At 61.1% G+C, this 25,331-nt stretch carries 20 protein-coding genes; 13 read left to right on the top strand and 7 right to left on the bottom strand.

The genetic code is table 11. The annotated features are described in order from the left end of the window. The first annotated feature begins 50 nt into the window (after positions 1-50). Positions 51-1,553 carry a hypothetical protein gene (locus IH881_07545; GenBank protein MCH7867538.1) on the top strand — a complete coding sequence of 501 codons (1,503 nt, stop codon included), beginning with the start codon at positions 51-53 and terminating at the stop codon, positions 1,551-1,553. Between the two features lie 98 nt (positions 1,554-1,651). Here the strand turns inward: IH881_07545 and IH881_07540 are convergent, their stop codons facing one another. The 4 genes from IH881_07540 to IH881_07525 form a co-directional block, all read right to left on the bottom strand. Then, positions 1,652-2,554 (bottom strand): putative DNA-binding domain-containing protein, encoded by a 903-nt coding sequence (locus tag IH881_07540; GenBank protein MCH7867537.1) that lies wholly within the window; start codon positions 2,552-2,554, stop codon positions 1,652-1,654. Continuing rightward, the gene (locus tag IH881_07535; GenBank protein ID MCH7867536.1) at positions 2,515-3,354 is read right to left on the bottom strand and encodes a DUF692 domain-containing protein; all 840 of its coding nucleotides are present in this window, start codon (positions 3,352-3,354) and stop codon (positions 2,515-2,517) included. The genes IH881_07540 and IH881_07535 overlap by 40 nt, the downstream gene beginning before the upstream one ends. Before the next feature lie 149 nt (positions 3,355-3,503). Further along, on the bottom strand, positions 3,504-3,761 hold the full coding sequence (locus IH881_07530; GenBank protein MCH7867535.1) for a hypothetical protein: 258 nt from the start codon (positions 3,759-3,761) through the stop codon (positions 3,504-3,506). A gap of 253 nt (positions 3,762-4,014) precedes the next feature. Next, positions 4,015-4,761 carry a gamma-glutamyl-gamma-aminobutyrate hydrolase family protein gene (locus IH881_07525; GenBank protein MCH7867534.1) on the bottom strand — a complete coding sequence of 249 codons (747 nt, stop codon included), beginning with the start codon at positions 4,759-4,761 and terminating at the stop codon, positions 4,015-4,017. 109 nt (positions 4,762-4,870) lie between these two features. Between IH881_07525 and IH881_07520 the strand changes: the two genes are divergently transcribed. The 8 genes from IH881_07520 to IH881_07485 all read left to right on the top strand — a co-directional run bounded on the left by IH881_07520 (position 4,871) and on the right by IH881_07485 (position 16,268). Then, entirely contained in the window at positions 4,871-5,716 is an 846-nt protein-coding gene (locus IH881_07520) for a DUF3047 domain-containing protein (protein MCH7867533.1), read from the top strand. A gap of 338 nt (positions 5,717-6,054) precedes the next feature. Next, positions 6,055-7,041 carry a MoxR family ATPase gene (locus IH881_07515; GenBank protein MCH7867532.1) on the top strand — a complete coding sequence of 329 codons (987 nt, stop codon included), beginning with the start codon at positions 6,055-6,057 and terminating at the stop codon, positions 7,039-7,041. Positions 7,042-7,057: 16 nt separating this feature from the next. Further along, positions 7,058-8,059: a DUF58 domain-containing protein gene (locus IH881_07510; protein ID MCH7867531.1), complete on the top strand. Its 1,002-nt coding sequence runs from the start codon at positions 7,058-7,060 to the stop codon at positions 8,057-8,059. Then, positions 8,056-9,084, top strand: a complete 1,029-nt coding sequence (locus tag IH881_07505; protein MCH7867530.1) for a hypothetical protein — start codon at positions 8,056-8,058, stop codon at positions 9,082-9,084. The genes IH881_07510 and IH881_07505 overlap by 4 nt, the downstream gene beginning before the upstream one ends. Next, the gene (locus tag IH881_07500; GenBank protein MCH7867529.1) at positions 9,081-10,103 is read left to right on the top strand and encodes a VWA domain-containing protein; all 1,023 of its coding nucleotides are present in this window, start codon (positions 9,081-9,083) and stop codon (positions 10,101-10,103) included. Before IH881_07505 ends, IH881_07500 begins: the two co-directional genes overlap by 4 nt. Next, positions 10,100-13,600 (top strand): VWA domain-containing protein, encoded by a 3,501-nt coding sequence (locus IH881_07495; protein MCH7867528.1) that lies wholly within the window; start codon positions 10,100-10,102, stop codon positions 13,598-13,600. Before IH881_07500 ends, IH881_07495 begins: the two co-directional genes overlap by 4 nt. Further along, positions 13,597-15,447, top strand: coding sequence for a BatD family protein (locus tag IH881_07490; GenBank protein ID MCH7867527.1), 1,851 nt, complete (start codon positions 13,597-13,599; stop codon positions 15,445-15,447). Before IH881_07495 ends, IH881_07490 begins: the two co-directional genes overlap by 4 nt. After that, positions 15,444-16,268, top strand: a complete 825-nt coding sequence (locus IH881_07485; protein MCH7867526.1) for a hypothetical protein — start codon at positions 15,444-15,446, stop codon at positions 16,266-16,268. The genes IH881_07490 and IH881_07485 overlap by 4 nt, the downstream gene beginning before the upstream one ends. Positions 16,269-16,297: 29 nt before the next feature. On the opposite strand, the gene IH881_07480 is transcribed toward IH881_07485, so the two are convergent. Further along, a complete protein-coding gene (locus IH881_07480) occupies positions 16,298-16,732 on the bottom strand; it encodes a gamma-glutamylcyclotransferase (protein ID MCH7867525.1) in 435 nt (144 codons plus the stop codon). 202 nt (positions 16,733-16,934) lie between these two features. On the opposite strand from IH881_07480, the gene IH881_07475 reads away from it, so the two are divergent. Together IH881_07475 and IH881_07470 are read left to right on the top strand one after the other, a co-directional pair. Further along, positions 16,935-17,918 carry a response regulator gene (locus tag IH881_07475; GenBank protein ID MCH7867524.1) on the top strand — a complete coding sequence of 328 codons (984 nt, stop codon included), beginning with the start codon at positions 16,935-16,937 and terminating at the stop codon, positions 17,916-17,918. A 143-nt stretch (positions 17,919-18,061) separates the two neighbouring features. Continuing rightward, entirely contained in the window at positions 18,062-18,745 is a 684-nt protein-coding gene (locus IH881_07470) for an FHA domain-containing protein (protein MCH7867523.1), read from the top strand. Between the two features lie 12 nt (positions 18,746-18,757). Here IH881_07470 and IH881_07465 read toward each other — a convergent pair whose 3' ends face one another. Further along, complete coding sequence (locus IH881_07465) at positions 18,758-21,892, bottom strand: AAA family ATPase (GenBank protein ID MCH7867522.1); 3,135 nt, start codon at positions 21,890-21,892, stop codon at positions 18,758-18,760. Positions 21,893-22,548: 656 nt separating this feature from the next. On the opposite strand from IH881_07465, the gene IH881_07460 reads away from it, so the two are divergent. Further along, complete coding sequence (locus IH881_07460) at positions 22,549-22,779, top strand: hypothetical protein (GenBank protein ID MCH7867521.1); 231 nt, start codon at positions 22,549-22,551, stop codon at positions 22,777-22,779. A 125-nt stretch (positions 22,780-22,904) separates the two neighbouring features. Further along, the gene (locus IH881_07455; GenBank protein MCH7867520.1) at positions 22,905-23,714 is read left to right on the top strand and encodes a DUF2797 domain-containing protein; all 810 of its coding nucleotides are present in this window, start codon (positions 22,905-22,907) and stop codon (positions 23,712-23,714) included. A 451-nt stretch (positions 23,715-24,165) separates the two neighbouring features. Here IH881_07455 and IH881_07450 read toward each other — a convergent pair. Further along, positions 24,166-25,331: SDR family oxidoreductase (locus tag IH881_07450; GenBank protein ID MCH7867519.1), on the bottom strand; the 1,166-nt coding region annotated here is incomplete at its 5' end.

Raw genomic sequence — 25,331 nt, 5'->3', positions numbered from 1 at the left:
AGGTCGTTTTTCGCTTGAATTCAGCGAGGCAAGGGTGATATTCTGCGCGTGTGAACCGACGTAATTTCATCCTCTACTCAGCCGGGATTGCAGTATCTGTATTTCGACCGAGACCCGCGCGCGCCGACACAGGGTGCTGTGAGGGCCTGTACGGGGACCAGTTCACCTTCCGGGCCGGCGTCGATTCTATCGATCTTCGCGTCTCGCTGCTCGATTGGACGACGGTTGAGATCACGATTCACCATCTGGATTACATCAACGGCGGGTTCGTCTTCGGGGTCTACAACGTTGCCGTCGATGATGCGCCGATGCCTTTCCCCGTCCGGCTCTCACTGGATACGACGGGCTTGGAGCCAGGGATCTACGAGGCTTCGATCGACCCGCTCGCCATGCGGTTGGAGAATCGCGAGAACCAGAGCGGTGACAGCGGTTCTTCGTTCACGTCCCACAATCACCTATTCCGATTCGTGGTGACGGCAGCCGTGCCCGGGAGCTACTCGAACCTGCTCTGGCTCTACGACTCACTCACGCCGACCGCCTACGGGGGATTCGGAGGCGAGTCGATCTACGCCGGTTCGGGAAGCGAGGGGGTTAATACGATCTCGTGGCGCAGGCCGGGTCTCGACCATCCCCACGACCCCAACCCTAGTCCGCTGCGTCGGCTCAAGTCGAACGGCTACCGCTTCGAGTACATGGATGCGATCGCTTTCTCCGAGGCCCCCGAGTCCTCCATCGTGGACCCTTACAGCCTGATCGTCGTGCAGGGGCAGTTCGAGTACCTGCCGCACGCGTTTCTGAGCCATCTGAAGCAGCACGTCGCGAATGGCGGTCGGCTGCTGCTGGCGTCGAACGAGTTCGCGATCTTCCGCGTCCGTCTCGACGTGACTGCCGGGACAATGACCACCTACAGGTTTGACGCGGAGGAAGATGACCCGGTCACGGGGGTGGAACGAGCTGGCGTAGGAATGCACAACCCGGATACGATCTGGGAGACCGAACTCGCCGGGCTGACGACTTGGCCCGTTCGGAATCTCGGCGGCTTTCCGAAGCAGGACATGAAGATTTGCCACCCGAGTGATACGGGATGGCTGTTCGAGGGCACCGGGTTCAGTGACTTCGTCCCGAGCTACTTCTGGGACTGGAGCGCGGGCAACCGCGGCGTGCTCTCGGGGAACCAGTTCAACATGATCGACGCGGGGCTGTCTCGGACACCCTCCGACACGTTGGTCTGGGGCGCGGTCCCGTCGATAAACGGTCGCAAGTGGGATGAAGCTGAGCCCGGCGAGACAGACTGGAATTGGCCGGTCGATCCAGACGGCTACGCGCTGTGCACCCTGCGCGAGCCTGGCAACGACGCTCGGGTGATCGGGATGGCGGGCCATCAGGTGCTCCAACATTCGTTCTTCCTGCCCGGCTACGACCGCCTGTTCGACAACATCTTCGCGTACCTCACCGGGCCTTCGGCTGTCCTACCCGCACTCGGTCCCACCGGACTGGCGCTGGCGACGTGCGCCATGGCCGAGATCGGTCGCCGCACTCTCGCCCGGCGATAGCGCGAGTTGCCCGGCAAAACTGGCGCGTACGATTCCCGATTGGGGCGCCGCTGCAGTTGTTCCAGAAGATTCTTCGGTGATCGGGGTGGACGCTATTGCTACTCGCGGTTGGAAGGGGTGAGGGGAGCGCCGGTGACGAGTTCATCGTTCAGCCAGAGTTCGAGCAGCGCGGCAAAGCGTTCGCTGGTTCGTTCGGCGCTGGCATCGGGCTTCAGCAGACACTCCGCCAGCTCGGAGAGTGTGATGCCGCTGGTGGCAAGTTCCGCGAGGCACGCCTCTTCGTCTTCCTCTCCGGAACGATGAAAGACTGCAAATCCTTTGCGCCACACTACGACACAGCGCGGCCGGCCGGTGTCGGGGAGCTCGAGTTCCTCGCCCTCGGGTGTTTCCTTCCAGAGTGCGAGTGCGCGTTCGTCGAGGCTGAGCACCCGGGCGGCCGGAATCAACCGAAGCGCGAACTCGTCTGTGCTCCGCGCACTTGCCGCGAGAAATGTTTCCCGGTCCAGCGGTCGAGCGTCTTCGTCGTCGAACACCTCGACCCGCGCCCATTCGAGCTGCGCCAGGTCGGCGAGGGCCGGAAACTCAGTAGCCAGTGGGTGACGCGAGAGAAAATCGGGCAGCGCACCGCCAGCTTCTCGCAGCGAGTAGTGGGTGGGGGGGTGGGCGAGCAGATAGTCGGTGATCAAGTTGTGAAACTTTGCATCCCCAATTCGCGCCCTGGTTCTGGGGTAGTCCTCGGCGATGCAGTCGTGGAGCCGGTAGAAGTACATGTTCGCGTAGATGTCGAGTCGCTCACTGGGCGTCAATCGGTCGCTTTCTGCGATGGCAAAGGAGAGGTCGGTGCTCTCGAGTTCGCCGCGACCGACGAGGTCGGCGACACCGGAGGCCACGCCTTCGGGCGCGCGGATCAAGCGATGGAACAGTTGTTGCAGCTCTTCGAGGGCGGGAAAGGGCTGCACGCTCAAGCGACCTGGCCCGAATTGCCAAACACGTCCCGACACTCCCGCTTCGCGCGTTCGCATTCGGCTTCGAGGACTTCCCATGCTGGAATGTCTTCGTCCCATTCGACCAGGCTCGCGACGCTTCCAAAACGCTGCAGTGCTCGACGGTAGAGGGACCAGACGGGGTCGCAGACCGGGCGGCTGTGGGTGTCGAGCAAGTGGCTGCCGTGGTCGGTGTGGCCGGCGAGATGAATCTGCCAGACCCGGTCTCGCGGAATGCCTGCGAGATAAGTTGCGGCGTCAAATCCGTGGTTGGCGGCGCTCACGTAGATGTTGTTGACGTCGAGCAAGATGCCGCAGTCGGCCCGCTCTGCGAGCTCGGCGAGAAATTCCCATTCGCTGAGTGTCGACCCCGCAAAGGAGAGATACGTCGAAACGTTTTCCAGGGCGATCTGCCGACCCAGAAAATCCTGCACGGCGATCACTCTCTGCACCGTGTGGAGCAACGCTTCCTCGGTATAGGGGAGCGGGAGCAAGTCGTGGGCGTTGTGTCCGCCGACGCCGGTCCAGCAAAGATGGTCTGACACCCAAGCGGGTTCCACGCGATGGATCAACTTCGCAAGCGCCTCGAGGTAGCGCTTGTCCAGGGGATCGGACGAGCCGATCGAAAGACTCACGCCATGGAGCACCACCGGGTAGTCCCGGCGAACTTGGTCGAGCACCTGAAGCGGACGACCGCCCTTGATCATGAAGTTCTCGGAGATCACCTCGAACCAGTCGATCGAGGTGGGGGCCTCGAGTACGCGATTGTAGTGTTGGGATCGCAAGCCAACGCCGTGTCCGAGATTCTGCACCCTCACCGCCGTCCCTCTCCGATCATTTCACTGTATTGCCAAAGCGGTGGGCGCCCCCGCTGCAGATCGGCCCGCGACAGGATCTGCCGCGGGCCGCTTCGCCAACTTGACTCACAGCCCTACGCAGACCGAATCATGCGGTGCGCGGGGCCGGGTTACTTGAGGACGGTTCCACCTTTTTCGGTGCACGCATCTGCCGATTTCTCGTGGACCCAACCCTTGCCCTTGCAACTGTTCTTCCCACCGCAGCCGTGACTTCCATCTGCCGCGGCGCATTCTCCCTTGCCGCCACATCCATTGATGCCGCCGCATTTTACCGAGCCGCCTTCGCTATCTCCTGCGACCGCGACCGACGGGCCTGCGGCGAGCAAGCCCAATGCGGCCGTCGCGATCAATGCTCCTCGAAGGTTCAATGTCTTTCCTCCCCTGTTTGAGACCTGGCGACCCGCTTTTACCGGCGGCCACGTCCCGCGTTTCGATTTCATGAACACTACACCCCAGACACCTGGTAGACGAGATCGGTTCGAGGCTGATCAAAACCCGACAATCTCCTACGGCCTGGGCCTGAAATTGCGACGCAAGATCAATGGTTTCGCGCTACGAGCGAGAGATTGCTTGAAACATTCAGGTGCCTCGAGAGCTAGTTACGAGTCGCTCAGCAGTCTCTCAGTGATGAGGGCCACGCCCGCGCCGACGCAAATCGCCAATCAGTGCGATGAAGTTGGCGAAGGTCTGGTCGCTGATCTCGGCGAGACGAGCGGCGTGCAGAACGGTGCCGCGGCGAATCTCATCTGGACAGATGCGTCCGTCGCAGGCTTCGATCTCGGCTACGTGGGCGGGGATCGCAAGCCAGCGCTCGATCAAGGCCGCATCGACCTCCAGGTGAAACTGCAACCCGTAGGCGCTATCGCCGTAGCGAAACGCTTGATTCGCACAGCCTCGTCCCAGCGCCAGTTGGACCGCGTCCTCGGGGATGTCGAAGGTGTCTCCGTGCCATTGGAAGACGGTTTCGTGTTCCGCAAAGTGGCTGAACAACGGGTCCTGCAAGCCGTCGGGGGTCGGCTCGAGTTCGTACCAGCCGATCTCCTTTTCTTCGTAGGCCCGCACCTCCGCCCCCAGGGCTTTGGCGAGCAGTTGCGCACCAAGACAGATTCCGAGAATGGGAATGCCGCATTCGATCGCTTCGGAGATGAGTCGGAGTTCAGTCTCGAGGTGCGGGTGCGACTCAAATTCGTTTACGTTCATGGGGCCACCGAGCACGACGAGCCCGTTGTAGCCATCGATCTTGGGCACCGCCGTTGGATTGCGACCGAAGTTGACGTAGCGAATACGAACCCCGTGACTTCGCAACAGGGGATCGAGAGTGCCCAGAATTTCGTGGGCGACGTGCTGAAATACGAGCAGTCTCGGCATCGGTGTGTCCAGTGTATCCTGGACTCAAGGAATCACGCACGTTAGTTTGCGCAGGTAAATTTGAATGACACGTGCCGAGGGTCCGAGTCGCGATGGAGAGGATCAGCAAATGAACGAAGGAGTGAATTCGAGGTTCCGTCCTCGGGCCGCTCGCATCCCGGGGGCGATGGGCGTGCTCGGCGTTCTCGGGGTCCTTGGCGTCTTTTGCGTAGCCGGCATGGCCGGATTCATTGCGTCGCCCGCGCGAGGCGAAGCAGAGGCTCACACGACACAGCCGGCTCGCTTCTCGACTTCGGACGGCACCCTCGCGTCGAGTTGGCAACCGCTCGTATTTCCAAAAATCTCTCGCCATACGGAGTATGCGCTGGTTCGCGATCCGGAAGACAGCTCCTGGGTGATCGCGGCGACGAGTGACGCGAGTGCCTCGGGCTTGACGCACGCCACCGCTGTCGACCTGCGCGAACATCCAATTCTGCGCTGGCGCTGGAAGGTCGATGGCGTGCTCGAGAAGGGGGATGCCCGGCGCAAGGACGGTGATGACTATGCTGCCCGCATCTACCTCACCTTTGAACCCGGGACGAAGGACTTTACGTTCTGGGAGAGAACATCGCTCACGATCGCCCGCAAGATCTATGGCGACTTCCCGAGCCGCGCGATCAACTATGTCTGGGCCAGTCGGCTCGAAAAGGGAGCGACGGTCGACAGTGCGTATGTAGGCAAGTTCGTGAAGCTGATTGCTGTGGAGAGCGGAGCGGAGTTCGCCGGCCAGTGGCGGTTCGAAGAGCGGGACGTCTTCGAGGACTACCTACGACTCTACGGAGCAGATCCGCCGAAGGTCGTGGGCGTGGCGATCATGACCGACACCGACGACACAAAAGAACGCGTCCGGGCATGGTACGGGGATATCGAATTTGTGAGCGCCGGTGCGCGGGACCGGCCGGGCCGGGCGAGGTAGGGAATCGTCCAGCAGCCTTGGGGGCGTACGCACAGGCGATCGAACCGGCAGATTTCGCACGAACCGAACCCACGTGCTGATTCCGGGGTCTAGCAGGGACTCTTCTCACTGGGAAATGGCCGGGCGCAAACGCGTGACATCGGCTCCGGGTTGCTAGACTGCGCCCGCGTTACGCGGGGTAAGGGCGAAAGAAACCATCCAACCCCGTCCATAGAAAACCATAGAAAACCATAGAAAACCATAGAAACCACAGCAGCGGCCTCGTGTTCGAAGGACAGCGGGCCAGGGCAATCTCCGGTTCAGCCGGGCATGAAATTGCAAGGGAGAAGGAAAGCACCATGAATGGCGGTGATCTCGGCGAACAAGTTCAGACGCAATCCAAAGTTGTGCGGGACCTGGTTAGCGAAGTAGGCAAGGTACTGGTCGGCCAGGAGGCCATGGTCTCACGACTGTTGATGGGCTTGCTTTCGGGCGGGCATGTGTTGCTCGAGGGTGTGCCCGGATTGGCGAAGACGCTGATGGTGCGAAGCCTGGCCGAAGCGCTCGACACCGAGTTTTCGCGCATCCAATTCACTCCGGACATGCTGCCGGCCGATGTCGTCGGGACCGAAGTCTTCAATCCTAGAGAGGGAACCTACAGCGTCAAGAAGGGGCCGATCTTCGCCAACGTTGTGCTCGCGGACGAAATCAACCGCGCCCCCGCCAAGGTGCAGGCTGCATTGCTCGAATGCATGCAGGAGCAGCAGACGACGATCGGAAAAGAGACTTTCAAGTTGTCGGATCCGTTCCTGGTGTTGGCGACCCAGAACCCGATCGAACACGAGGGGACCTATCCCCTGCCCGAAGCCCAGATCGATCGCTTCATGCTGAAGGTCGTGGTGAGCTATCCGACTGCGGACGAAGAGCGCAAGATCATTGATCGCATGGCGGGAGGTGTGCCCACTCCCGAGATCAGCAAGGTGGCGAGCGTCGAACAGATCCTTGCAGCGCGAGGCGTAGTCGAGCAGATCTTCGTGGATGAGAAAGTACGCGCGTACATCGTCGAACTCGTCCGCGCCACCCGAGACCCTGTCGACGCGGGCATTGCAAAATTAGACGGCCTGATCGAGCTGGGCGCGAGCCCTCGGGCCTCAATTTGGTTGATGAGGGCGGCCAAGGCCCAGGCGTTCATGGAGGGCCGCAGTTATGCGACGCCCCACGACGTCAAGTCCTTGGCGCCGGATGTACTGCGGCACCGAATTTCGTTGAGCTACGAAGCGGAAGCCGAGGGGCAGGACGCCGACGACATCATCGAGATGATCCTCGACAGCGTCCTGGTTCCCTGAAAGCGCACACGGTCCGATGCTGACCCGGGAAATCATACGGCGCGTCCGCGAGATTCAATTGCGGACCGGACGCCAGGTCGCCGACGTACTCGCCGGCGAATACGTCTCCGTGTTCAAAGGCACCGGCGTCGAGTTCGACGAGGTGCGGCCCTATGTGCCCGGGGATGACGTTCGTTCAATCGACTGGAACGTGACGGCCCGCATGGGCGAGCCGTTCATCAAGCGCTACGTCGAAGAACGACAACTCACGATCATGATCATGGCAGATGTTTCCGCTTCCCAGGATTTCGGTTCGGCCGGCAGATCGAAACGCGAGGCCGCGGCCGAACTCTGTGCACTGCTCGCGTTCTCTGCGATCAAGAACGACGACAAGGTTGGCCTGACGCTATTCCACAGCGAAATCGAGCAGTACATCCCGCCGCGCAAGGGACAAAAGCACGCGCTCCGGGTGATTCGCGAGGTTCTCGCCCACGGGCTCTCGGATTCGGAAGAAGCGACGCCGAGGCTATCTCGCTGGCGGCGGTTCTTGAACAAACCCGCCGGGGGCTTGCCCTTCCTGGGCGAGCTGGGCTTCCGCTTTTCGCGGCCGTTGCGTCCAGCGAGGGAGTCCACGCGAATTGCCACCGCACTCGAGTTTTTGATGTCGGTTCGCTCGCGAAAGTCGGTTTGCTTTCTGATCAGCGACTTTCTCGACGAGGGTTATGAAAAGGCGTTGGTGGCGGCCAATCGAAAGCACGACGTCATCGCGGTGCTGATTTCCGATCCCCGGGAGTTCAAATTTCCGTCCATCGGTCTGGTCGAGCTGCGTGACGCCGAGACCGGAAAAGTGCGAGTAATCGACACGGCGTCGGCGGGCTTTCGAAGAGATTTCGAGCGGCAGTCTTTGGAGCGCGTCGAATCTCTGGAACGCAGGCTGCGCAAGTGGGGCATCGACTTCATTCACGTGGATGCTTCGGGCTCGATCGTCGATCCCCTGGTGCAGTTCTTCCGCATGCGCGAGCGGAGGCAGAAGCGATGAATCCAATCGCCTACCGGTTTATCTCCGTCGGTTTTTTCACTGCGGCACTACTCGCGATTTTCTGGCCCTCGCCGGCCCTGGCCGAGTCCCTCGAGAGACAGGTGACTCGCGGACCGGTCGATGTGATCGTGCGGCTCGAGCCAAAGGATCCATTGATCGGCGATCCAATTCATCTCGAGATTGAGGCCCTGGCTCCGGATGGTGTCGAGTTGTTGATGCCCGAGTTCGGCGAGGCCCTCGATCGATTCTTGATCCTCGATTTTGCCCCAGAGGAGAGTATCGCGGCCGATGGTCGAAGTCGCACGCTTCAGCGCTACACCCTGGAGCCACCGCGTTCAGGGGAGCACAGCATCCCGCCCTTGCTGATCGAGTTTGTCGATCGACGTCCCGGGTCAAAGCCAGCTCCCGAGGGCGCCGACGCTTACGAAGTTCTCACCGAGCGGATCGACTTCACGGTGCGGTCCGTGGTGCCGCAGAATGCCGGTAACGATCTGCGGCCGATGCCCGGGCGGCTCAGGTCATTTCGCATCTTCGGGCTTCCGACCTGGTTGGTGATCAGCCTGGTGGTTGCGTTGCTGATCATCGCGCTGCCGTTGGCGTTCCGGGCCTTTCTCGCGCGTGGGGCCAAGCGACGTCGGCGCAGTGCGTATCAGATCGCCAGCGCTGAACTCGAGGAATTGTTGCAGTGGGAGAGCCATCCCAGTGGCAGCATGATCCAGGAGTTCTACATCAAGCTGTCGGGGATCGTTCGTCGCTATCTGGAAAATCGCTTCAACCTGCGTTCCCCGGAACTCACCACCGAAGAATTCCTCGTGCTGGCGAGTCGCTCGCCCGATCTGAGCAGCGCCTTGCGCAGCCTGCTCAGCGATTTCTTGAAGCGAGCCGATCTGGTGAAGTTTGCGGGACTGATGCCGACGCAAGAGGAGATCGACGAATCGATCAGGGCGGCCCGTCTATTTCTCGAACAGACCCGAAATCCGGACGAATCGCCCAACGCGCCTCGCTTCGAGGAGCGCGCCGCATGAACCAGTGGGAATTGCGCGATCCTTTCTTCTTGTTCGTCGGACTGCTGGCACCGCTGGTGATCTGGCTGGCGATACGCGGCGGCGGTCGGCTCTCGTATTCGAGTGTTCGCCTGTTTGACCACACCCAGCGATCGCTTCGGCATCGCCTGTCGTGGCTTCCCGCGCTGTTGTTGGGGCTCGCGTGTCTGCTGCTCGGGGTGGCGTTCGCCGGACCTCGCGTCGGCGACGCGACCACTGAAGTGCACCGAGAAGGGATTGCGGTTTTGATCGCAGTCGACGTTTCGGGTTCGATGGATGCCCGAGACTTCGTGCGCGGGAACATGGGTGTCAGTCGTCTAGACGCCGTCAAAGAGATCGTGAGCCGGTTCGTGATCGGCGATGGAGAACTCAGTGGTCGACCCGACGATCTGATTGGCCTGGTTGTCTTTGCCCGCTATGCGGATGCGATCTGCCCGCTGACCCTCGATCATCTCAATCTCGATCACATCCTGGATCAAGTCGAGATCAACGTGGATCCAGACGAGCAGGGGACTGCTGTCGGGGAAGGGCTCGCGCTCGCGATCGAACGTCTGCATCGGCATCCCGCAAAGTCGAAGGTCATCATTCTTCTCACCGATGGCGTGAACAATCAGGGAGCTATCGACCCGCTCCAGGCGGCGACGGTCGCGGCCCAACACGACATTCGCGTCTACGCGATCGGTGCCGGGAGCACGGGGCTCGCCCCGGTCCCCGTCCAGACCCTCGGTGGCCAGACGGTACTGAGGCGCGTACGCGTAGAACTGGATGAAAAGACCCTGCAGGAAATCGCCGCGCGAACGGGAGGGCGGTACTTCCATGCCTCGAGTTCGAAGGGATTGGCAGCGGTCTACCGCGAGATCGACGAACTCGAGCAGACCGAGATCACGGAGATCCGCTACCTGCAGTACAGCGAGCACTACGACGGCTGGGTGGCGGGTTCTCTTTTCTGCATCGGGTTGTCGGCACTGCTCGGCAGTAGTGTGTTGCGGAGGTTCCCGTGAGCGACTTCCGCTTCGCAGAGCCTCAGTTCATTCACGCGCTGTGGGGGGTGGCGGTTTTGGCCCTTGTCTTGATCGCCCTCGAGCGCCGCGCTGGGAATCAATTCCGGGCGCTGGTGTCGGATGTCTTGCAGGCTCAGCTCGTCGTCGGTCCGAGTTCGGGCCAGCGCTACACGCGCCACGGTTTTTTGATCCTCGCCTGTACGTTTGCCGTGCTCGCGCTGATGCGTCCCCAATGGGGTTTCGAATTCGTCAAGTCGCCCCGCGCCAGCGCGGAACTGATGATCGCGCTGGACGTATCGCGTTCGATGCTGGCGGAAGATGTCGCACCCAATCGACTCGAGCGAGCCAAGTCGGAAGTTCGAGACTTGCTCGAGTTCCTGGTCGGCGACCGGGTGGGGCTCATCGCCTTTGCGGGCCGGGCCAGTGTGCTGGCTCCGATGACCCCAGACTTTGGTTTTTTCAGACTGGTGCTCGACTCCGTAGGCCCGAACAGTGTGGGTCTTGGAGGAACGCGCCTCGAAGAGCCGATCCGCAAGGCGATCGGCGGCTTCAAGGCGACCGGTGACGTGGCCCGAGTTCTGCTCTTGATCACCGATGGCGAGGATCAAGACTCGTTTCCCATCGAAGCCGCCAAAGAGGCCGCACTGCGGGGAATCCGGATCATCGCGATCGGATTTGGCTCTGAATCCGGCAGCGAGATTCCGATCACCGATCCAGAAACGGGCGCCCGCACCCTGTTGCGAGATAGCGACGGTAACGTCGTCCGCACCCGACTCGACGGCGACACCCTGCGCGAGATGGCCCTGATTACCGATGGCGTCTACGTTCCCGCTGGGCTCCGGTCCCTCGATCTCGAGTCGATCTACGACCAGCACATCGCGGGTTTGATGCGGGCGGAAATAGACGACGAGGGGCGGGTGATTCGCAGCGAAGGTTTCCAATGGTTCGTGCTGGCGGCAATCATTTGTCTCGTGATCAGCGTCTTGATCGGTCAGCGGCGACGCGTGACCGCATCAGCATTCGCCAAGACGAGCTTGTTCTGCGTGTTGATGCAGCTTGGGATGTTGCAGTTTGCACCTGGGGCAGCCCGAGCCCAGGCAACCCCGGTAAGCGAAGCCATCCCGCCGAGCATCGAAAACGTCGAGGACGAACCCCGGCCCGCGGTAGCAGAAGTAGTAAAAGAGGCGCTCGGTGATCCGCGCGAAAATTACAATCTCGCATTGGAAGCTCTCGCCGTGGGACGCATCGAAGCGGCCATGCAGCATTTTGAAAACACGCGCTCAGGCGCGGGAACAGATGGCGAGGCCCGCTACCGAGCCACCTACGGCCTGGGGTGGGTCTCGGTGATCGAAGCCGATGGAAAGCTCGAGAGCGCCCCGCATGAAGCGCTTGCCTCGCTCTACCGCGCGGGCGACTTTTTTCGCGAGGCCGTGCGCCTGCAACCTGCGAACGACGATCCCCGTCACAACCTCGAGATCGTACTGCGTCGCGCCAGAGAACTCGCCGATTCACTGGCCAAAACCGACGACCGCGATCTCGCGGCGCGGTTGGACGAATTGGTCGAACGCCAGCGCGCAGCGGGGCGAGATACGCGAGGATTGCTCGAGCAAATCGAGTTGGCGGACCAGGGCACGCAGCTCGCCGATTCCTTCAGGCGTGAGTTCCGCACGCTTTCTACACAACAGCGGCAGTTGCTTTCGGACAGCGATCGGTTTGCCGTACGCGTCGACCGCGAGCGCGCCAATCTCGAAGCGACACCCGATGCAGACCGCTCGCCCGAAGATTCGACCCGCATCGTGCAGCTGCAACAGCTCGAGATCTTTTTGCAGCGCGCCCGGGAACGCATGGGGCACTCGCGCCGCGAATTGCGCGGGCGTCGCGGGGAAAGGGCCTATCGTCGGGCGAATGCGGCACTTGCCGAGCTCAAGCGGGCGCGAGATCAATTGCGCGATCCTGTGCAAGTGCTGGACGCGTTGCTGCGCGACGGTTCGGAGTTGGCTCGCTACACCCAGGGCTTGGCTGTTGTCGGCAGGTTGGGATCCGACTTGACGGGCCTATCGTCGGATGCCGCCGCAGTACCCAAGGCGCCACCCTGGTTGACACTCTCGTTGCTGCGCGAAGGCCAACAGAGCCTGGGCGAACGCGCGAGTGAATTGGATGAGCGCCTGCTTGCCGGGGTAGCCTACGCAAAACGTCATCAACAACAACAGGCGCCTCACGAGCCGTCGAGCCAGGAGGAAGCGGCAGCGTTTGCCCAGCAGCAGCGGTTCCTGGAGCAGGTGATCGATGCCTCGCCTTTGGTAAGCGAGGCCAGTACGGCATTAGGGGAAGCCTTGATCGCCCTTGAAATCGAAGACCTGGCAGCAGCTGCGCGCAGTCAGGATCGGGGTCTCAAAGCATTGGCGGAGGCGCGCGAGCGCTTTCTCGACCTGCGGCGCCTGATTGAACTAGCCTACGCGGATCAAGGCAGGCTGCAGGGGGTCATCGACCCCGAGACGCCGGGCCAGGCCGACAGGTCGAAGGAAGAAATATCGGAGTTGTTGCCGGCACTGCGCGAAGTCCAGCAGCGCAATCTTGCGCGCACAGCTCGCCTGCAAGAATTGATCGACGACGAACAGGCGTCGCTTCTCGACCTTGAAGGCGCGGATTCGTCGTCGGCAGAAGAAGCCGAACAGGCAAAGCAGCAGTTCGAACTGGCCGAACGAATATTGGCCGCCACCGAAACGAGTATGCGGGGTGTTGTCGCGGGGCTCGCCGAACCGAGCGCAGTTGACCCCGTCGCGGCGGGCTGGCGGACTGCCATCGTTCCCGGGCGGGAAGCGGTCAAAGGTCTCGAAAATCTGCGCCGGTTATTTTTCTCGATCATTGAGTTCCTGCGCGAGACCGCGGAGCGCCAACAGGAGCTGGGAGACGCGACCGAAGAAGTCGCGGCTCTACCTGAGGACGACCTTGCGCGGGGTTTGGGACCCTTGATCCCGCGCCAGGCCGAACTGGCCCAACTCGCGGGTGTGATTGCCAATACCCTCGAAGAACAGTCGCGACAGCAACCCGGGGATTTGATCGGTGGCAATCCCAATCCCAACGCGGATGAACAAGCGCAGGCGGACGAAGCCGCCAAGTTGCGGCGCGCGGCGGAGCTCGTACTCGAGGGACAGATCGAGATGGAAGGGACGGGCGTCGTGCTCGAAGCCGAGCCTGTCGATTTTGCATCCGCCCGGGAACACCAGGATTTGGCGTTCACTCTTCTGCTCGAAGCAATTGAGCTGTTGACACCTCCTCGGGAAAAACAGGACCAGGATCAACAGCAGCAAGAGCAACAACAGCAAGAGCAACAACAGCAACAAGAACAACAACAAGCTGCGGAGCCAAAGCCAGAAGAGCAAGAGGCCGATCCCTCGCAGATGCTGCAGGAGGTGCGGGATCGGGAAACGGAGCGTTGGCGCGAAAAGGCCAAACGCAATCAGCGTGGCTTCGACACTGTGGAGCGGGACTGGTGAGGGGCGCAAGGGTCAAATGGCCGATCCCAATGGCTCTCTTCGTATTCAGCTTGCTGCTTGCCGGCAGCGCCGCCGCGCAAAAGATTCATATCCAGATTTCATCCGGTCCGTACTATCCGGGTGAGGCGGTCGAGGTCCACCTGGTCGTCGAGGACTTCGAAGAGCATCCAACACCGGAGGTCGATGTCGCTCCCCTCGCGAAGGGGCGCATCGACTTCGTGGGCGTGAATCCATCGACGCGCAGCAGTATTTCGATCGTCAACGGACGCATGACCCAGACCAGGACTGTGCGCTTCGTATACCAGTATCGCTTCGTCGCAAACGCAGCCGGAACCTATGAGATTGGACCCTTTCGGGTGAAGCAGGGGAGTGTCGAGCGGACGACGGGGCCGGTTCGGGTCGATGTCACTGCCCTCGGCAAGAGCGATCGCGTGCGCATCAAGGCGAGTTGGCCCCGGGGTGAGCTGTATCCTGGTCAGCGTTTCGCAGTCAGGATCGAGTGGTGGTTTGAGACCGACCTCAGTGATCGGATGCAGGACTATCGGATCGAGTTGCCGATCTTCAACCGCAGCGATCTGTTTCGCTTCATCGATTCGCCACCCCAGCGTGGAGAAACCGAACTGGTCATACGAACCGCTGGGGGACCGGTTTCGCTCCAGGCGACGGTAACCGAGCGCGAAGAGGGCGGGCGCAGTTTCAAGGTCGTGACCGCCGAACGCATTTTGGTGCCCCTGCGTTCGGGGACGTTCGAGTTTCCGGGCGCCACGATCGTGGTCGACGAAGTCGTGCGCTGGCGGCGAGACTTGTTTGGCCAGCGCACGCCGCAAGGGACGCGCAAAGTCGCATCGAGCGACGATGCCCGCACCCTGGTGGTGCGCGATGTTCCAAGGCGTGGTCGTCCCGAGAGTTATGCCGGGGCGATTGGTCGCGGGTTCAGTCTGGAAGTCAGTGCCGATCGCTCGGTCTTGCAGGTGGGAGATCCGATTGAGTTGACCTTGGTGTTGCGCGGCGACGGCAACCTCGAAGGGGCAGGTCTGCCGGATCTGGGCGCCCCCGGTGGGCTCTCGGCCGAACTGTTTCGCACCCCGATAGGCTCTCCGGGTGGGATCGTCAAAGACGCGGCCAAGACGTTTCGGGTTCAGCTTCGGGTACTCGATGCCTCGGTACGTGAGATCCCGCCAATTCCGTACAGCTATTTCGATACGGACAAGAAGCAGTTCGTCACTGTCGAGTCGCGTCCAATCGCGCTGTCGGTGCGCCGGGGCCAGGTCATTACCGCAGCAGATGTCGTGAGTGGAGCAGCAACACCCAACGACCCATTGACAAAACAGGGGCTGTCGCCGGGGGAGGAGCAGGGCGATGGGATTCGCGCGGGAGATACGCGTTCGGCGACCGGGGAACTGGTGCTGAGCGGAGCCAACCTTTCGATCGTTCGAGAGCCCGGCTTGTTACTCGCGAGCGCGGGGGCGGGTAGCTTCAACACGCTGGCCGTCGTTTTGCTCTATTCGCTGTCACTGGCGATGATCGCCAGTGCGCTTACCTATCGTCGGCGCAGCGACCTGGATCCGGCTGTTGTGGAGCGCCGCAAACTCTTCGCCGAAGAGCGGAAGAAGATCGAGCGAGCGCGTGGTTCTTCTCGGGCAGAGGCGATGTCGATCCTGTCGGGTTCCCTCCGGGCCATGCTGCGCGCCGCGCCGGGGGCGCGCACTGCCGAACTCGACGCTTTCCTCTCCGAGTGCGATGCCGTGACGTATGCGCGCACGAAAGGAGACCGGGAAGGGATCGCACCCGAAATCATCGAGCGCGCCCAGGCCCTCGCTGATTTGATCGAGGAGAACGGGGCATGATGCACTCAATCTCGGCCCGCATGCTTGCCGCCATCGCCATGACCTTTGCCATCATGGTCGCCATCGGTTCGGTGTCGTCTGGGGCAACGGATTTGGATCCAGCGTCCACCCTCGGCGAGGCGGTTGCTGGTTACGCCGCGGCCCTCGACACGGTGGACCGGGACCAAAGGCTCGAAGCGTTTCGCCGGGCCGAGCGACTGTTTGCCGCAGGCGTCGACCACGGTCACCCCAGCGCTGACCTGTATGCCAACCTGGGCAACGCCGCACTGCAAGCAGAGCACCTTGGCGCAGCGGTGCTCGCGTACCGGCGAGCCCTGCTGATTGACCCGGATCACTCGCGCGCGAGTCAGAACCTCGAACACGTGCGAGGTCTCGCGCCAGACTGGGTGCCGCGACCCGAGTCTTCGGCAATGTTCGACAATTTTTTCCTTTGGCACCAGACGATCTCGGATGGCGAAAGGGCGTTGGCTGCAGCGCTCGCCTTTGCGGCGGCATCGCTGCTGTTTGCGCTCGGGATCGCGATTCGCAGCGTCGCCGCCCGCAACGCTTCCCTGCTGCCGGGTTTGGTCTGGTGCGCGTTGCTGGCATCGATGGCTCTAGATCCGGCATCCGCCGCCAAGAACGATGCTGTGGTCGTAGCTCGCGAGGTCGTCGCCCGTTCCGCAGATTCAATTCACTCTCCTGCGCGGTTCGCGCGCCCGCTGCCGACAGGCACTGAGGTCGAAATTCTCGAGTCCCGCGACACCTGGTTGAGAATTGCTCTGGCCAACGGGCGAGAAGCGTGGGTGCGTTCTTCGAGCCTGGCACGGGTGCTTCCCTGATCGAGATCGCAGTGTTGCGGTTGGAACCTCTACTCGCGCTGCAATGTCTTGATCATCTGAACGATGTCTGCCGGAAGTCCGTGTTCGACCGCACCCCGGACCAGATGGTCCCGATACCAGTCGTGGGGAGGTGTTTCGCGCATTGACCCAGTACCCAAATAGACCTGGGTGCCGAGGGCTTCTCCGGAATCCACGGTGACGTTGCACGGGACGCGGGCATAGCCCGGTTCAAATTCGTCGAGACTCGACCAATCCGATGACGAGATCTGAAACACCACGCCCCAGGCCAAAGATTCGGGGTCTTCAATCAGGTTGGCCTTTCCGGAACCGTCGGCCGCAACCTTGTTGAACACCAGCCTCATCCCGGGCCAACTCGCTCGGCCAATCGGAGCCGCATCGGGGATGCGCGCTCGAAGACGATCGGTACTCATATTCGAACCGTATGCAAAGTAGAACTGCTTCATGGGACTGCTTCTCAATCACGCCACCCGCCCCGTTGATTTGTACTGCATGGCAGAGCAGCGATGGTTCTCAGTGTCGACCGTCGGACCCGACCCCGAGGAATAATTTGCCTTAAAGGGAGTCATGCGTCGATCCGAATCATGAAATTGATGAGCGTACGTTCATGCCATGAGAAGGCCGCAAAGCGATAGCGAGCATTTGACTATGTCCAGTACTGCAAAGCCCTACATCGCAGCATCCAGCGCCACGGCCCCGCAGCCCCTGCGTGTCCTGCTCGTAGAAGATCACGCGGCCGACGCCCACCTGGTGCAACACCTGCTCGATGCAAGCGAAGACGTGCTGTTCGAAGTCACCCATGTAACTCATCTCGAATTGGCGGTGGCGCTCGTCAGCAAGGAAGAGTTCGATCTGGTGCTCCTCGACTTGTCGCTTCCCGACGGCTACGGCTCCTTTACCATCGACTTTGCGGCGCAATTCGCACAGAGAATTCCCGTCATCATTTTGACTGGCATTGAAGACGAGTCGTTGGCGATGAAGGCGATTCATGCCGGAGCTGCGGACTACATCTGCAAATCGGCACTTAGAGAAGTCCACCTCGCCAAGACGATCGAATGCGCTGTCGAACGTCAGCGACGCCTGAACTTACTCGTAGGTTCGGTGTCGGATCAGATCGCCCCGGAGATGCGTGATTCTTTGCATGACCCGATCACCGGATTGATGAGCGAAGCCCTGTTCAAGGATCGACTCGAGCACGTGCTTGCATGTGCTGAGCGCAAGCAGGAACCATTTACCGTCGTGGCCCTGCGCCTGAACGAACTTTCGGAGATGCAGAGCGAATATGCCGTAGCGACCCTGATGTGTTCTGCGGCCGACTGTCTTTCGCGCAGGGTGCGGAAGAGCGACAGCCTCGCGCGCATCTCGCGGGACTCGTTTGGCGTGGTGATCAGCGGCCTTTCGGACGTCGCCGCCGTCAACAGTACGGTCGGGTCATTGGTCATGTCGCTTTCGAGTGTTTCGCTGCCAGAGAATTCAGATCTCCCCTCCCGGGACATGAGCACCAGCGTCGGCGTGTCGATCCATCCAGACAACGGATGCGATAGCAGCGTGCTGTTGAGCCGCGCCATGCAATTCGAGTTTGCGACCGCGCGAATCGGTATCGCGAACCAATCCCCGCAATCGACCTTCTAAACCGAACAGCGAACTTTGCAGCGCAGAACGCGGCCGACCCTTTCGAGGGTGAAAGCCGCTACGGGCACGGGTATCTTCTGCTGGCCATCGAGGCGGTGAGTTTCAGCATCATTACCGCTCAGCAGCCAAAGGGGAAGTTCTGAGTGGACGAGTCGTCGCGGCACTCGCGGGATGTTCAGGGCGTCGCGCACGGCCGCAACGCCCCCCGAGATCCGACGCGAGCGGTCGCACCCGAAGAAGCGCGCTGGCGCCTCGTGGAACTCAATGCGGATGGGTCCGAAGGGTCAATTCATTTGATTACGAGCGATGTCACCGAGATCGGACGACGGGGTCGCGATATTGCCGAACCCGACGACGAGCAGATGGCGGACCATCACGCGAGCCTGGTATATGAGTCGGGCGAGTGGTTCATTGCCGATTCGGGAACGGGGACGGGAGTTTGGCTGCGCCTCGATGCCCAGGAGGGTCGACCCCTCGAGAGCGACGATCAGATCTGGCTGGGCGCGCAGATCCTCGTAGCCGTCGTGGAAGACGATCGCTGGTACCTGGTCCACTACGGACCGAGCGGAGAGATGCGAGAAACGCATGCAGTCGTCGAGGGCGGAATGATCGTCGGGCGGGGCTCCGATCACGAACTCGATCCCGACGACGGCTTGTTGTCGCGCCGACATGCTGAGTTTCGCGTCCTGGATGGAGTACTCCACGTCTTCGATCGAGGCGCCAGCAACGGGACCTTCGTAAAGGTGTCGGGCGCGACGGTGCTCCATCAGGGATCAGAATTCCGCATCGCGACCAAGGGTTACCGGCTCGAGCTGGGAATAGAGTAACGGCGCGCGGATTCAGCCGGACGCGCTGCGTTCTTTTTGCAGGTGTTCAGCCAACAGTACTGCGACCGACCTCGCGTGTCCTCGGGCCCCCATCTCGGTATAGAACTGGTGGGCGCGTCCGAGCTGGGCGGCGCGGCGTTCCGGGTCCGCCGCCAGGCGGGCGAGCTCAGCGAGGACCAGATGGACCATGGGTCGGTATGCGATTGCACCCGTCGAATCCACCAGATTCAGGATGGTGCCGATGCCAGCTTGAATTGCGTCGGGGTCGTCGCGGTCGTGGGAAACGAGCATCGCGCGCACCAGGGTGATGCGCGCGATCAACTCGATGATGTGGGCGTCTCGGGCTTCCGCAAGGGCGAGGGTTTCTTCGGCGTAATAGAGCGCTCGGGTTTCGTCTCCCTTGCCGAGATACGCCAGCGCCAGGGAATTGTATAGACGCGGCTGAATCGACAGCAGGTTCTTGCGCGTATCGGTGATCTCCATCGTCTTCCCGAGAGAATCGATCGCATCCTGCCAGCGCTCAGCCAGGATCTGAGCGTCTGCTTTGGCCAGATATCCGTCGGCGATCTGAAGCGGAATTCCAGTTTCGTCCGCGAGTCGCGCAGCTTGCGTTCCGTGTTCGATCGCCCTCTCGACGTCGCCGGACAATACCGCCTGCTGCACTCCAAACGCGTGAACGTAGCCTTGGGTTTCTGGTTCGTCGGTCTGCGCTGCCAGTTCACCGGAGCGACGGATCTGCACCGCAGCCTCCTCCATCTGACCGGTGAGAGCAAGCAGGATGCCGCGCATGCCCACCGCGTATGCGCGATGAGTCACGGCGTCGTTGAGATAGAAACCGGGTGTCTTGTCCTCGGGTATATCCGCGGTCGAGTTCAGGACGTCGATGGCTTCGGACAGACGTCCGTGATAGATCAACGGCGTCAACATGGAGAGTCGCGAAGCGCGGGACAGACTGGCGAACCCGAGTTCGTCCGCGAGGTTCGCCGCCTGCAACGCGTATCGGTGGTGTCCGTCGTGATCGCCGGCGACTCCCCGGAAAACGGCATACATCAGGTTGAGCACAACCCGCGCGGAATCATCCTCGGCCATTTGCGCGAGTTCCATCCCGCGGTTGTAGATTCTCGTGGCCTCGCCCTGAGACAATCCGAGGCGCCAGGCGAGTTGGAGCAGCCAGATGCGCGCCGTCAAGCCAAGGCGGACCCGCTCGGGGGTGTCCGCTTCGTCACCAATCAAGGCCAGCACGATGCGCCAGTGACAGTAGGCCTCAGAAATGTCTCGTAGCCCGATCCATTCGGCCGCCCGCTGGTGCCAGTGCGCGGCCCGCATGCTTTGTCCCGCTTCTTCGAAGTGGTGTGCGAGCAGCGACGCAAGTTCGTCGAGTTTCTTGGGGTACATCTCTTCGAGGGCACAGGCGACCTGGCCGTGGACGCGGGTTCGACCCTCCTTCAGTTGGCAGCGGTAGGCGACTTCCTGGGTCAGCGGATGGCTGAAGGCGTATTCGGCCGAGGGATAGAGTGCGCATTCATTAATGAACTCGAGACGCGTCAGGGTTTGGAGTGCGGAGGTGAGTTCCACCTCACTCAATGTGAGAATTCGATGGAGCAATGCCTCGGTGAACCGGTTCCCGACAATTGCGGCAGCCTGAAGGACTTGCTTTTCGGTTTCTGGAAGTTGGTCAATGCGCGCGTCCAGAACCGAATGCACGGTCTGCGGTACCGAGATGTGTTCGACGGGCGTGACCAGTCGATAGGTTTTCCGGCTCCCGGTGAGGTTGCCCGAATCGACCAGGGATTGAACGACTTCTTCGATGAAGAAGGGGTTGCCATCGCAACGCGCGTGGATGGCCTGGGGGAGATCCTGCAGGCTGGGGTCGGTGCCGAGCAGGTGAGTCAAGAATTTTGAAACAGAGTCCTCATCCAGGGGCATGAGGGGAAGCTGTTGGTAGTAGGATCGATTCATCCACGGTGCGTGATAGTCCGGACGGAAGTTGATCAAGAGCATCGTCTGGGTGCCGGCGATCGATTCGACGAGCTTTTCGAGGAACAACTCGCTGCTCGAATCGAGCCAGTGAAGATCTTCGAGCAGGAACACGCTGCTCTCCTGGCGATTCTTCGCGTGAAGCAGTCGGGTGATGATGCCGAGCAGGCGTCGCTGGCGGGCGTCGGGGTCGAGGGGAAGCGGGTCTTTGTCGGGATCCGGGACACCGAGAAATTCGAACAGCAGCGGCAGGCCTTCGACCAGGGCGGGTTCGAGCAGCAGTGTTGCCCCCGCGATCTTCTCGCGCGCGTCCGCGGGATCCTCCTTTGGATCGATGCCAAACAGACCGCGCATCATTTCGAGCACGGGCAGGAAGGGAGTCAGTTGTCCGTGGGCCTGGGCGTGCGCCTCCCTTACCTTGATCCCTCGATCTCGACAGCGCTTGGCAAATTCGAGACACAGCCTGCTCTTGCCGATGCCCGCCTCGGCGATCACACCCACGACCTGGGCGTTGCCCTTCATCGCACGCTCGAGTGCGGTTTCGAGCACATGCATTTCTTCGTCCCGGCCGACGAATTCGGTGAGCCCGCGGGCGTGGGAGCGGTCGAATCGGGAACGTAGCGGGCCGATACCCTGCAGGTCGTAGACCTCGACGGGCTGTCGCAAGCCCTTGATCTCGAATTCGCCGAGGCTTTGCAGATGAAAGTAGCCCGCGACCAGGCTCTGGGTGTCTTCGCTCAAGTAAATCGTCCCCGGATCTGCCAATTGCTCCATGCGCGCCGCGAGCCCGACCGTGTGTCCCTGCGCGGTGTAGTCCATGCGAAGATCGTCACCGATACTGCCCACCACGACTTCCCCGGAGTTGATCCCCATGCGCACGGAAAAGGTGATCCCCAGACTGCGCTTCAGTTCCGCCGAGTAGCGTCGCAGTTCGTCATTGAGGTAGAGAGCCGCGTAGCACGCGCGTTGGGCGTGGTCTTCGTGGGCGATGGGCGCGCCGAACAGGGCCATGATCCCGTCGCCGGTAAACTGATTGATGGTTCCCTGAAAGCGGTGAATGCCCTCGCTGAGCACCGCGAAGAAGCGATCCATGATGTCGTGGAGAAGTTCGGCATCGATCTCCCCCGCGAGTTGCATCGACCCCTTGACGTCCACGAAGAGGACCGTCACATGCTTGCGTTGTCCCTCGAGTGCGGAGCGCGAGGAGAGGATTCGTTCTGCCAGATGGCGCGGCGTGTAGTCCCGGGGGAGGCGGGGAATTGAGGCTGAGTGGGGCGGCAGAAGCGGCTTGCCGCAGCGTTCGCAGTCGGCCGAGTCGTCAACACGGGAATGGTCGTGTTCGCCCGGCCGGGGCGCGCCGTTGCCGGGTTTTCTTTGAACGCGCCATGGTCTGGAGTCGGGTTCGGCGCTCGGCCGCGGGTCATTGGCAGACTCGTGTACCTGACCGGGTGTCGGTCCCTCAGATGTGCCCTGAGAAGAGTCGCGAATCACAGCTGACCGCCTCATGGGGGGTCGAGTCAGCAAATACAATGTCGTTCTGGCGGGTGAAACGTACACGACGACAGCCAGTTTGTCCCGGACACCATCCAATCATTGCGAGAAAATCCACCTCAATCACAGCTAGTTCCCCGCAACTCGGTACTAACGCCAAGAGCCTCTACGAGTAAACCCCATGCAGCTCTCGTCGTTTTCATCGACGTCCCCAAGCTTGCGGGGCAACTCCTTTCCCGCACGGTTCAAAGCGAGGTCCGTGCTGCGTTCCATCGCACTTTTGCCCAGGGGACCGGTAGCCGAAGAAAGCTCATACGCGAGAATTGGGGAAAGACATGAGTGAGGATCCGCAGGGGTTTCTGCTTCAAGTCGTGATCGTGTTGATCTGCACGTTGGGCGGTTTCCGCTTTCGACGCTGGGCCGTGACCGGTCGCTCCCGGGTTCCACGCTTCTCCCAAACCGTCGAGACAATCGTCTGCTGGGGCATCTACAGCCTGGTTGTCTCCTTTTGCGTGTTTTGGGGAAGCCACTGGATCTTCGAGTACCAGCAACTCTCCTTCCAATAGTTTCTCTTCTCAATGGCTCCTCTGCCAAAAGCCCCGCGTCTGCGAGCGCAGTGTTCTTTCGTGTGCCGACCCACCTGAATCGCCTCTATCATCGGCCAGAACGCAAGCTCGAGAAAAGGGGCGACATGCAGGGTCAAGTGCGAAAGATGAAAACTGAATTTCGAGCCGGGGAGCCGGTTCGCTATGCGCTGCCATTGGGAAGTGAAGACGTGCCCCTCAACTCGCGACTCGAAAAGACCTTCAGGCTCGAGTTCAAACAGGCCATCAGCTGCATCAGCTGTGACCGAAAAATCAAGAAGACCTTCTCGCAGGGGCACTGCTATCCGTGTTTTATCGGGCTTGCGAGTTGTGACAGCTGCATCGTCAAACCTGAACTCTGCCATTTTGCCCAGGGGACCTGCCGAGAGCCCGATTGGGGAGAATCCCATTGCATGATTCCCCATACGGTTTATCTCGCAAATTCATCGGGGCTGAAGGTGGGGATTACCCGGGGCGTTGAACCCGTGTCTCGCTGGATTGATCAGGGGGCCAGCCAGGGGTTGGCGATCCGCCGGGTGGCGACTCGGCTGGAATCCGGGCGGGTCGAAGTTGCCTTGAAGCACTTCGTCGCGGACCGGACCAACTGGCGAAAGATGCTGCAGGGCACGGCAGATGCCGTCGATCTGCCCGCAGAACGCGAATCGATCCTGCGCCTTCAGCTGGAGAAAGACCCCGACAATCCGCTGCCCGGAGAGGAGGTCGAAGGAGCGAAGCCGGTCGAGATCGACTATCCGGTTCGGGTCTATCCGAAGAAGATTGTTTCTCACAACTTCGACAAGAACGCAGTCCTCGAAGGGACCCTGCTCGGGATCAAGGGGCAGTATCTGATCCTGGACACCGCGGTCGTAAACATCCGCAAGTACGGCGGCTACCACATGGAACTGGCGGACACGTAGCGCCCGGGGCGGGGCTGAGAGAGGTGAGTGCTTCCAATTTTCGGGGGCTACGAAGCTCGTGCGGTGCCTCAGCGATGCGCAATTGCCAGCCACGTCAAATAATGTCCGAATAATCTGACACCTGTGCCGCGAATTGGACACTTCCTATGTACATCACCATATCCCCTTCCCAGGGAGACCCGAGGCTGCTCAGTGCAGCTTCGGGTCATTTGGTTCTGGGGGGGGACCTGATACAAAAAATCGCTTCTCTGGAGGCAAATTTTCAAGCTGAAGCGAGCCTGAGAGCGCTTAGAGCGGAAATTCAAATAAATCGCGAATTCGACAAGAATATTTGACACCTGACCGCCCTTCGCGTCCACCTCCCTAACAACATCATAGATCCCAATCCCAGAGGAACCCGGTAGGCGTTTAGCCTGCCGGGTTTTTCTTTTTCCCGGCCCTCTTTGGCGCGCTACCAGTCGGTCGGGGAATAGTCTTTGAGAAACTGGCCCCAGATGTGGGTTCCAGTATTAAAACCCGAAAAAATCGGATCGCAGATTCGCGCCGCGGCATCCACGATGTCCAGGGGTGGATGGAAACCGTGCTCACGTTCTTTGCGCAGGGTGATCTCGATCGGGTCTTCATCGGTGATCCAGCCGGTATCGACGCTGTTCATGTGGATTCCATCGCGCACATAATCGGGTGCCGATGTGCGGGTCAACATGTTGAGGCTCGCCTTGGCCATGTTGGTGTGCGGATGCTTGTCGGTTTTGAAGCTGCGATAGAACTGGCCTTCCATCGCGGAGACGTTGACGATGTGTTTGTCGCCTCCGGGTTTGCGCAGCATCAACGCTTTGAGCCGCGCATTCAGGATGAACGGCGCCACGGCGTTGACCAGATGGACTTCGAGCAATTCGACCGAGGGCACTTCGTCGAGGGCGAGGCGCCAGCTGTTTTTCGTCCGCAGATCCACCTGTTGTAGATCGGCATCCAGGTCACCGACTGGAAACAGCGTGGGATCAGTGTCGCAGTCGTCATCGGTCAGGGGGATCTGCGAAAGGGCCGCGGCCCGGTCGAGCCCTTCGCGCCAGCGGGTCTGGCTGGGGAGCAGCTCAGTCAGGGGGGAGGTCGATTCATTGGCCCCGGCCGCACCGCGCAGCAGGGTCCGCTCCTCTCCGGGCAACGACGACAGGCTCGCCCCTTCCTTGTCGATCATGTGGGCGTAGAAATTGGGCGGACGCCGCACGGTCTGGCAGGCGTTGTTGAGAATGAAGTCGAGACGACCATGCTCTGTCTGAAGTTGTTGCGCAAATGTCTCGACGCTGGGGGTGTGGCGCAGATCGAGTCCATGGATCTCCAGGTGATCGTGCCAGCACGAAAAGTCTTCTTCCCCGACAAAGCGCGAGGCGGCGTCCCGGGGAAAGCGAGTGGTCACAATCACATGAGCGCCGGCGCGTAGCAGCTTGATTACGGTCTGGTAGCCGATTTTGATGCGCCCGCCCGTGACGAGCGCAGTGCGACCCGAGAGATCCGCAGTCTGGATGCGCTTCAGCCAATTGAAGTCGGCACACGGCGCGCACATGGAATCGTAGAAGCTGTGGAGTTCGAAGAAGTCCCGTTTACAGACGTAGCAGTTGC

It is taken from the genome of Myxococcales bacterium, from assembly GCA_022563535.1.
Taxonomy (GTDB): Bacteria; Myxococcota_A; UBA9160; order UBA9160; family UBA4427; genus DUBZ01.
The sequence above is the reverse complement of the archived record's forward strand: the minus strand, read 5'-3'. Positions and strand labels throughout refer to the sequence as shown.

Bases quoted from the DNA above. Each gene is read 5' to 3' on its own strand.
- IH881_07525 (MCH7867534.1), bottom strand. From the start codon at position 4,761: ATGCCGAGACTGCTCGTATTTCAGCACGTCGCCCACGAAATTCTGGGC.
- IH881_07520 (MCH7867533.1), top strand. From the start codon at position 4,871: ATGAACGAAGGAGTGAATTCGAGGTTCCGTCCTCGGGCCGCTCGCATC.
- IH881_07515 (MCH7867532.1), top strand. From the start codon at position 6,055: ATGAATGGCGGTGATCTCGGCGAACAAGTTCAGACGCAATCCAAAGTT.
- IH881_07510 (MCH7867531.1), top strand. From the start codon at position 7,058: ATGCTGACCCGGGAAATCATACGGCGCGTCCGCGAGATTCAATTGCGG.
- IH881_07505 (MCH7867530.1), top strand. From the start codon at position 8,056: ATGAATCCAATCGCCTACCGGTTTATCTCCGTCGGTTTTTTCACTGCG.
- IH881_07500 (MCH7867529.1), top strand. From the start codon at position 9,081: ATGAACCAGTGGGAATTGCGCGATCCTTTCTTCTTGTTCGTCGGACTG.
- IH881_07485 (MCH7867526.1), top strand. From the start codon at position 15,444: ATGATGCACTCAATCTCGGCCCGCATGCTTGCCGCCATCGCCATGACC.
- IH881_07480 (MCH7867525.1), bottom strand. From the start codon at position 16,732: ATGAAGCAGTTCTACTTTGCATACGGTTCGAATATGAGTACCGATCGT.
- IH881_07475 (MCH7867524.1), top strand. From the start codon at position 16,935: ATGTCCAGTACTGCAAAGCCCTACATCGCAGCATCCAGCGCCACGGCC.
- IH881_07460 (MCH7867521.1), top strand. From the start codon at position 22,549: ATGAGTGAGGATCCGCAGGGGTTTCTGCTTCAAGTCGTGATCGTGTTG.
- IH881_07455 (MCH7867520.1), top strand. From the start codon at position 22,905: ATGCAGGGTCAAGTGCGAAAGATGAAAACTGAATTTCGAGCCGGGGAG.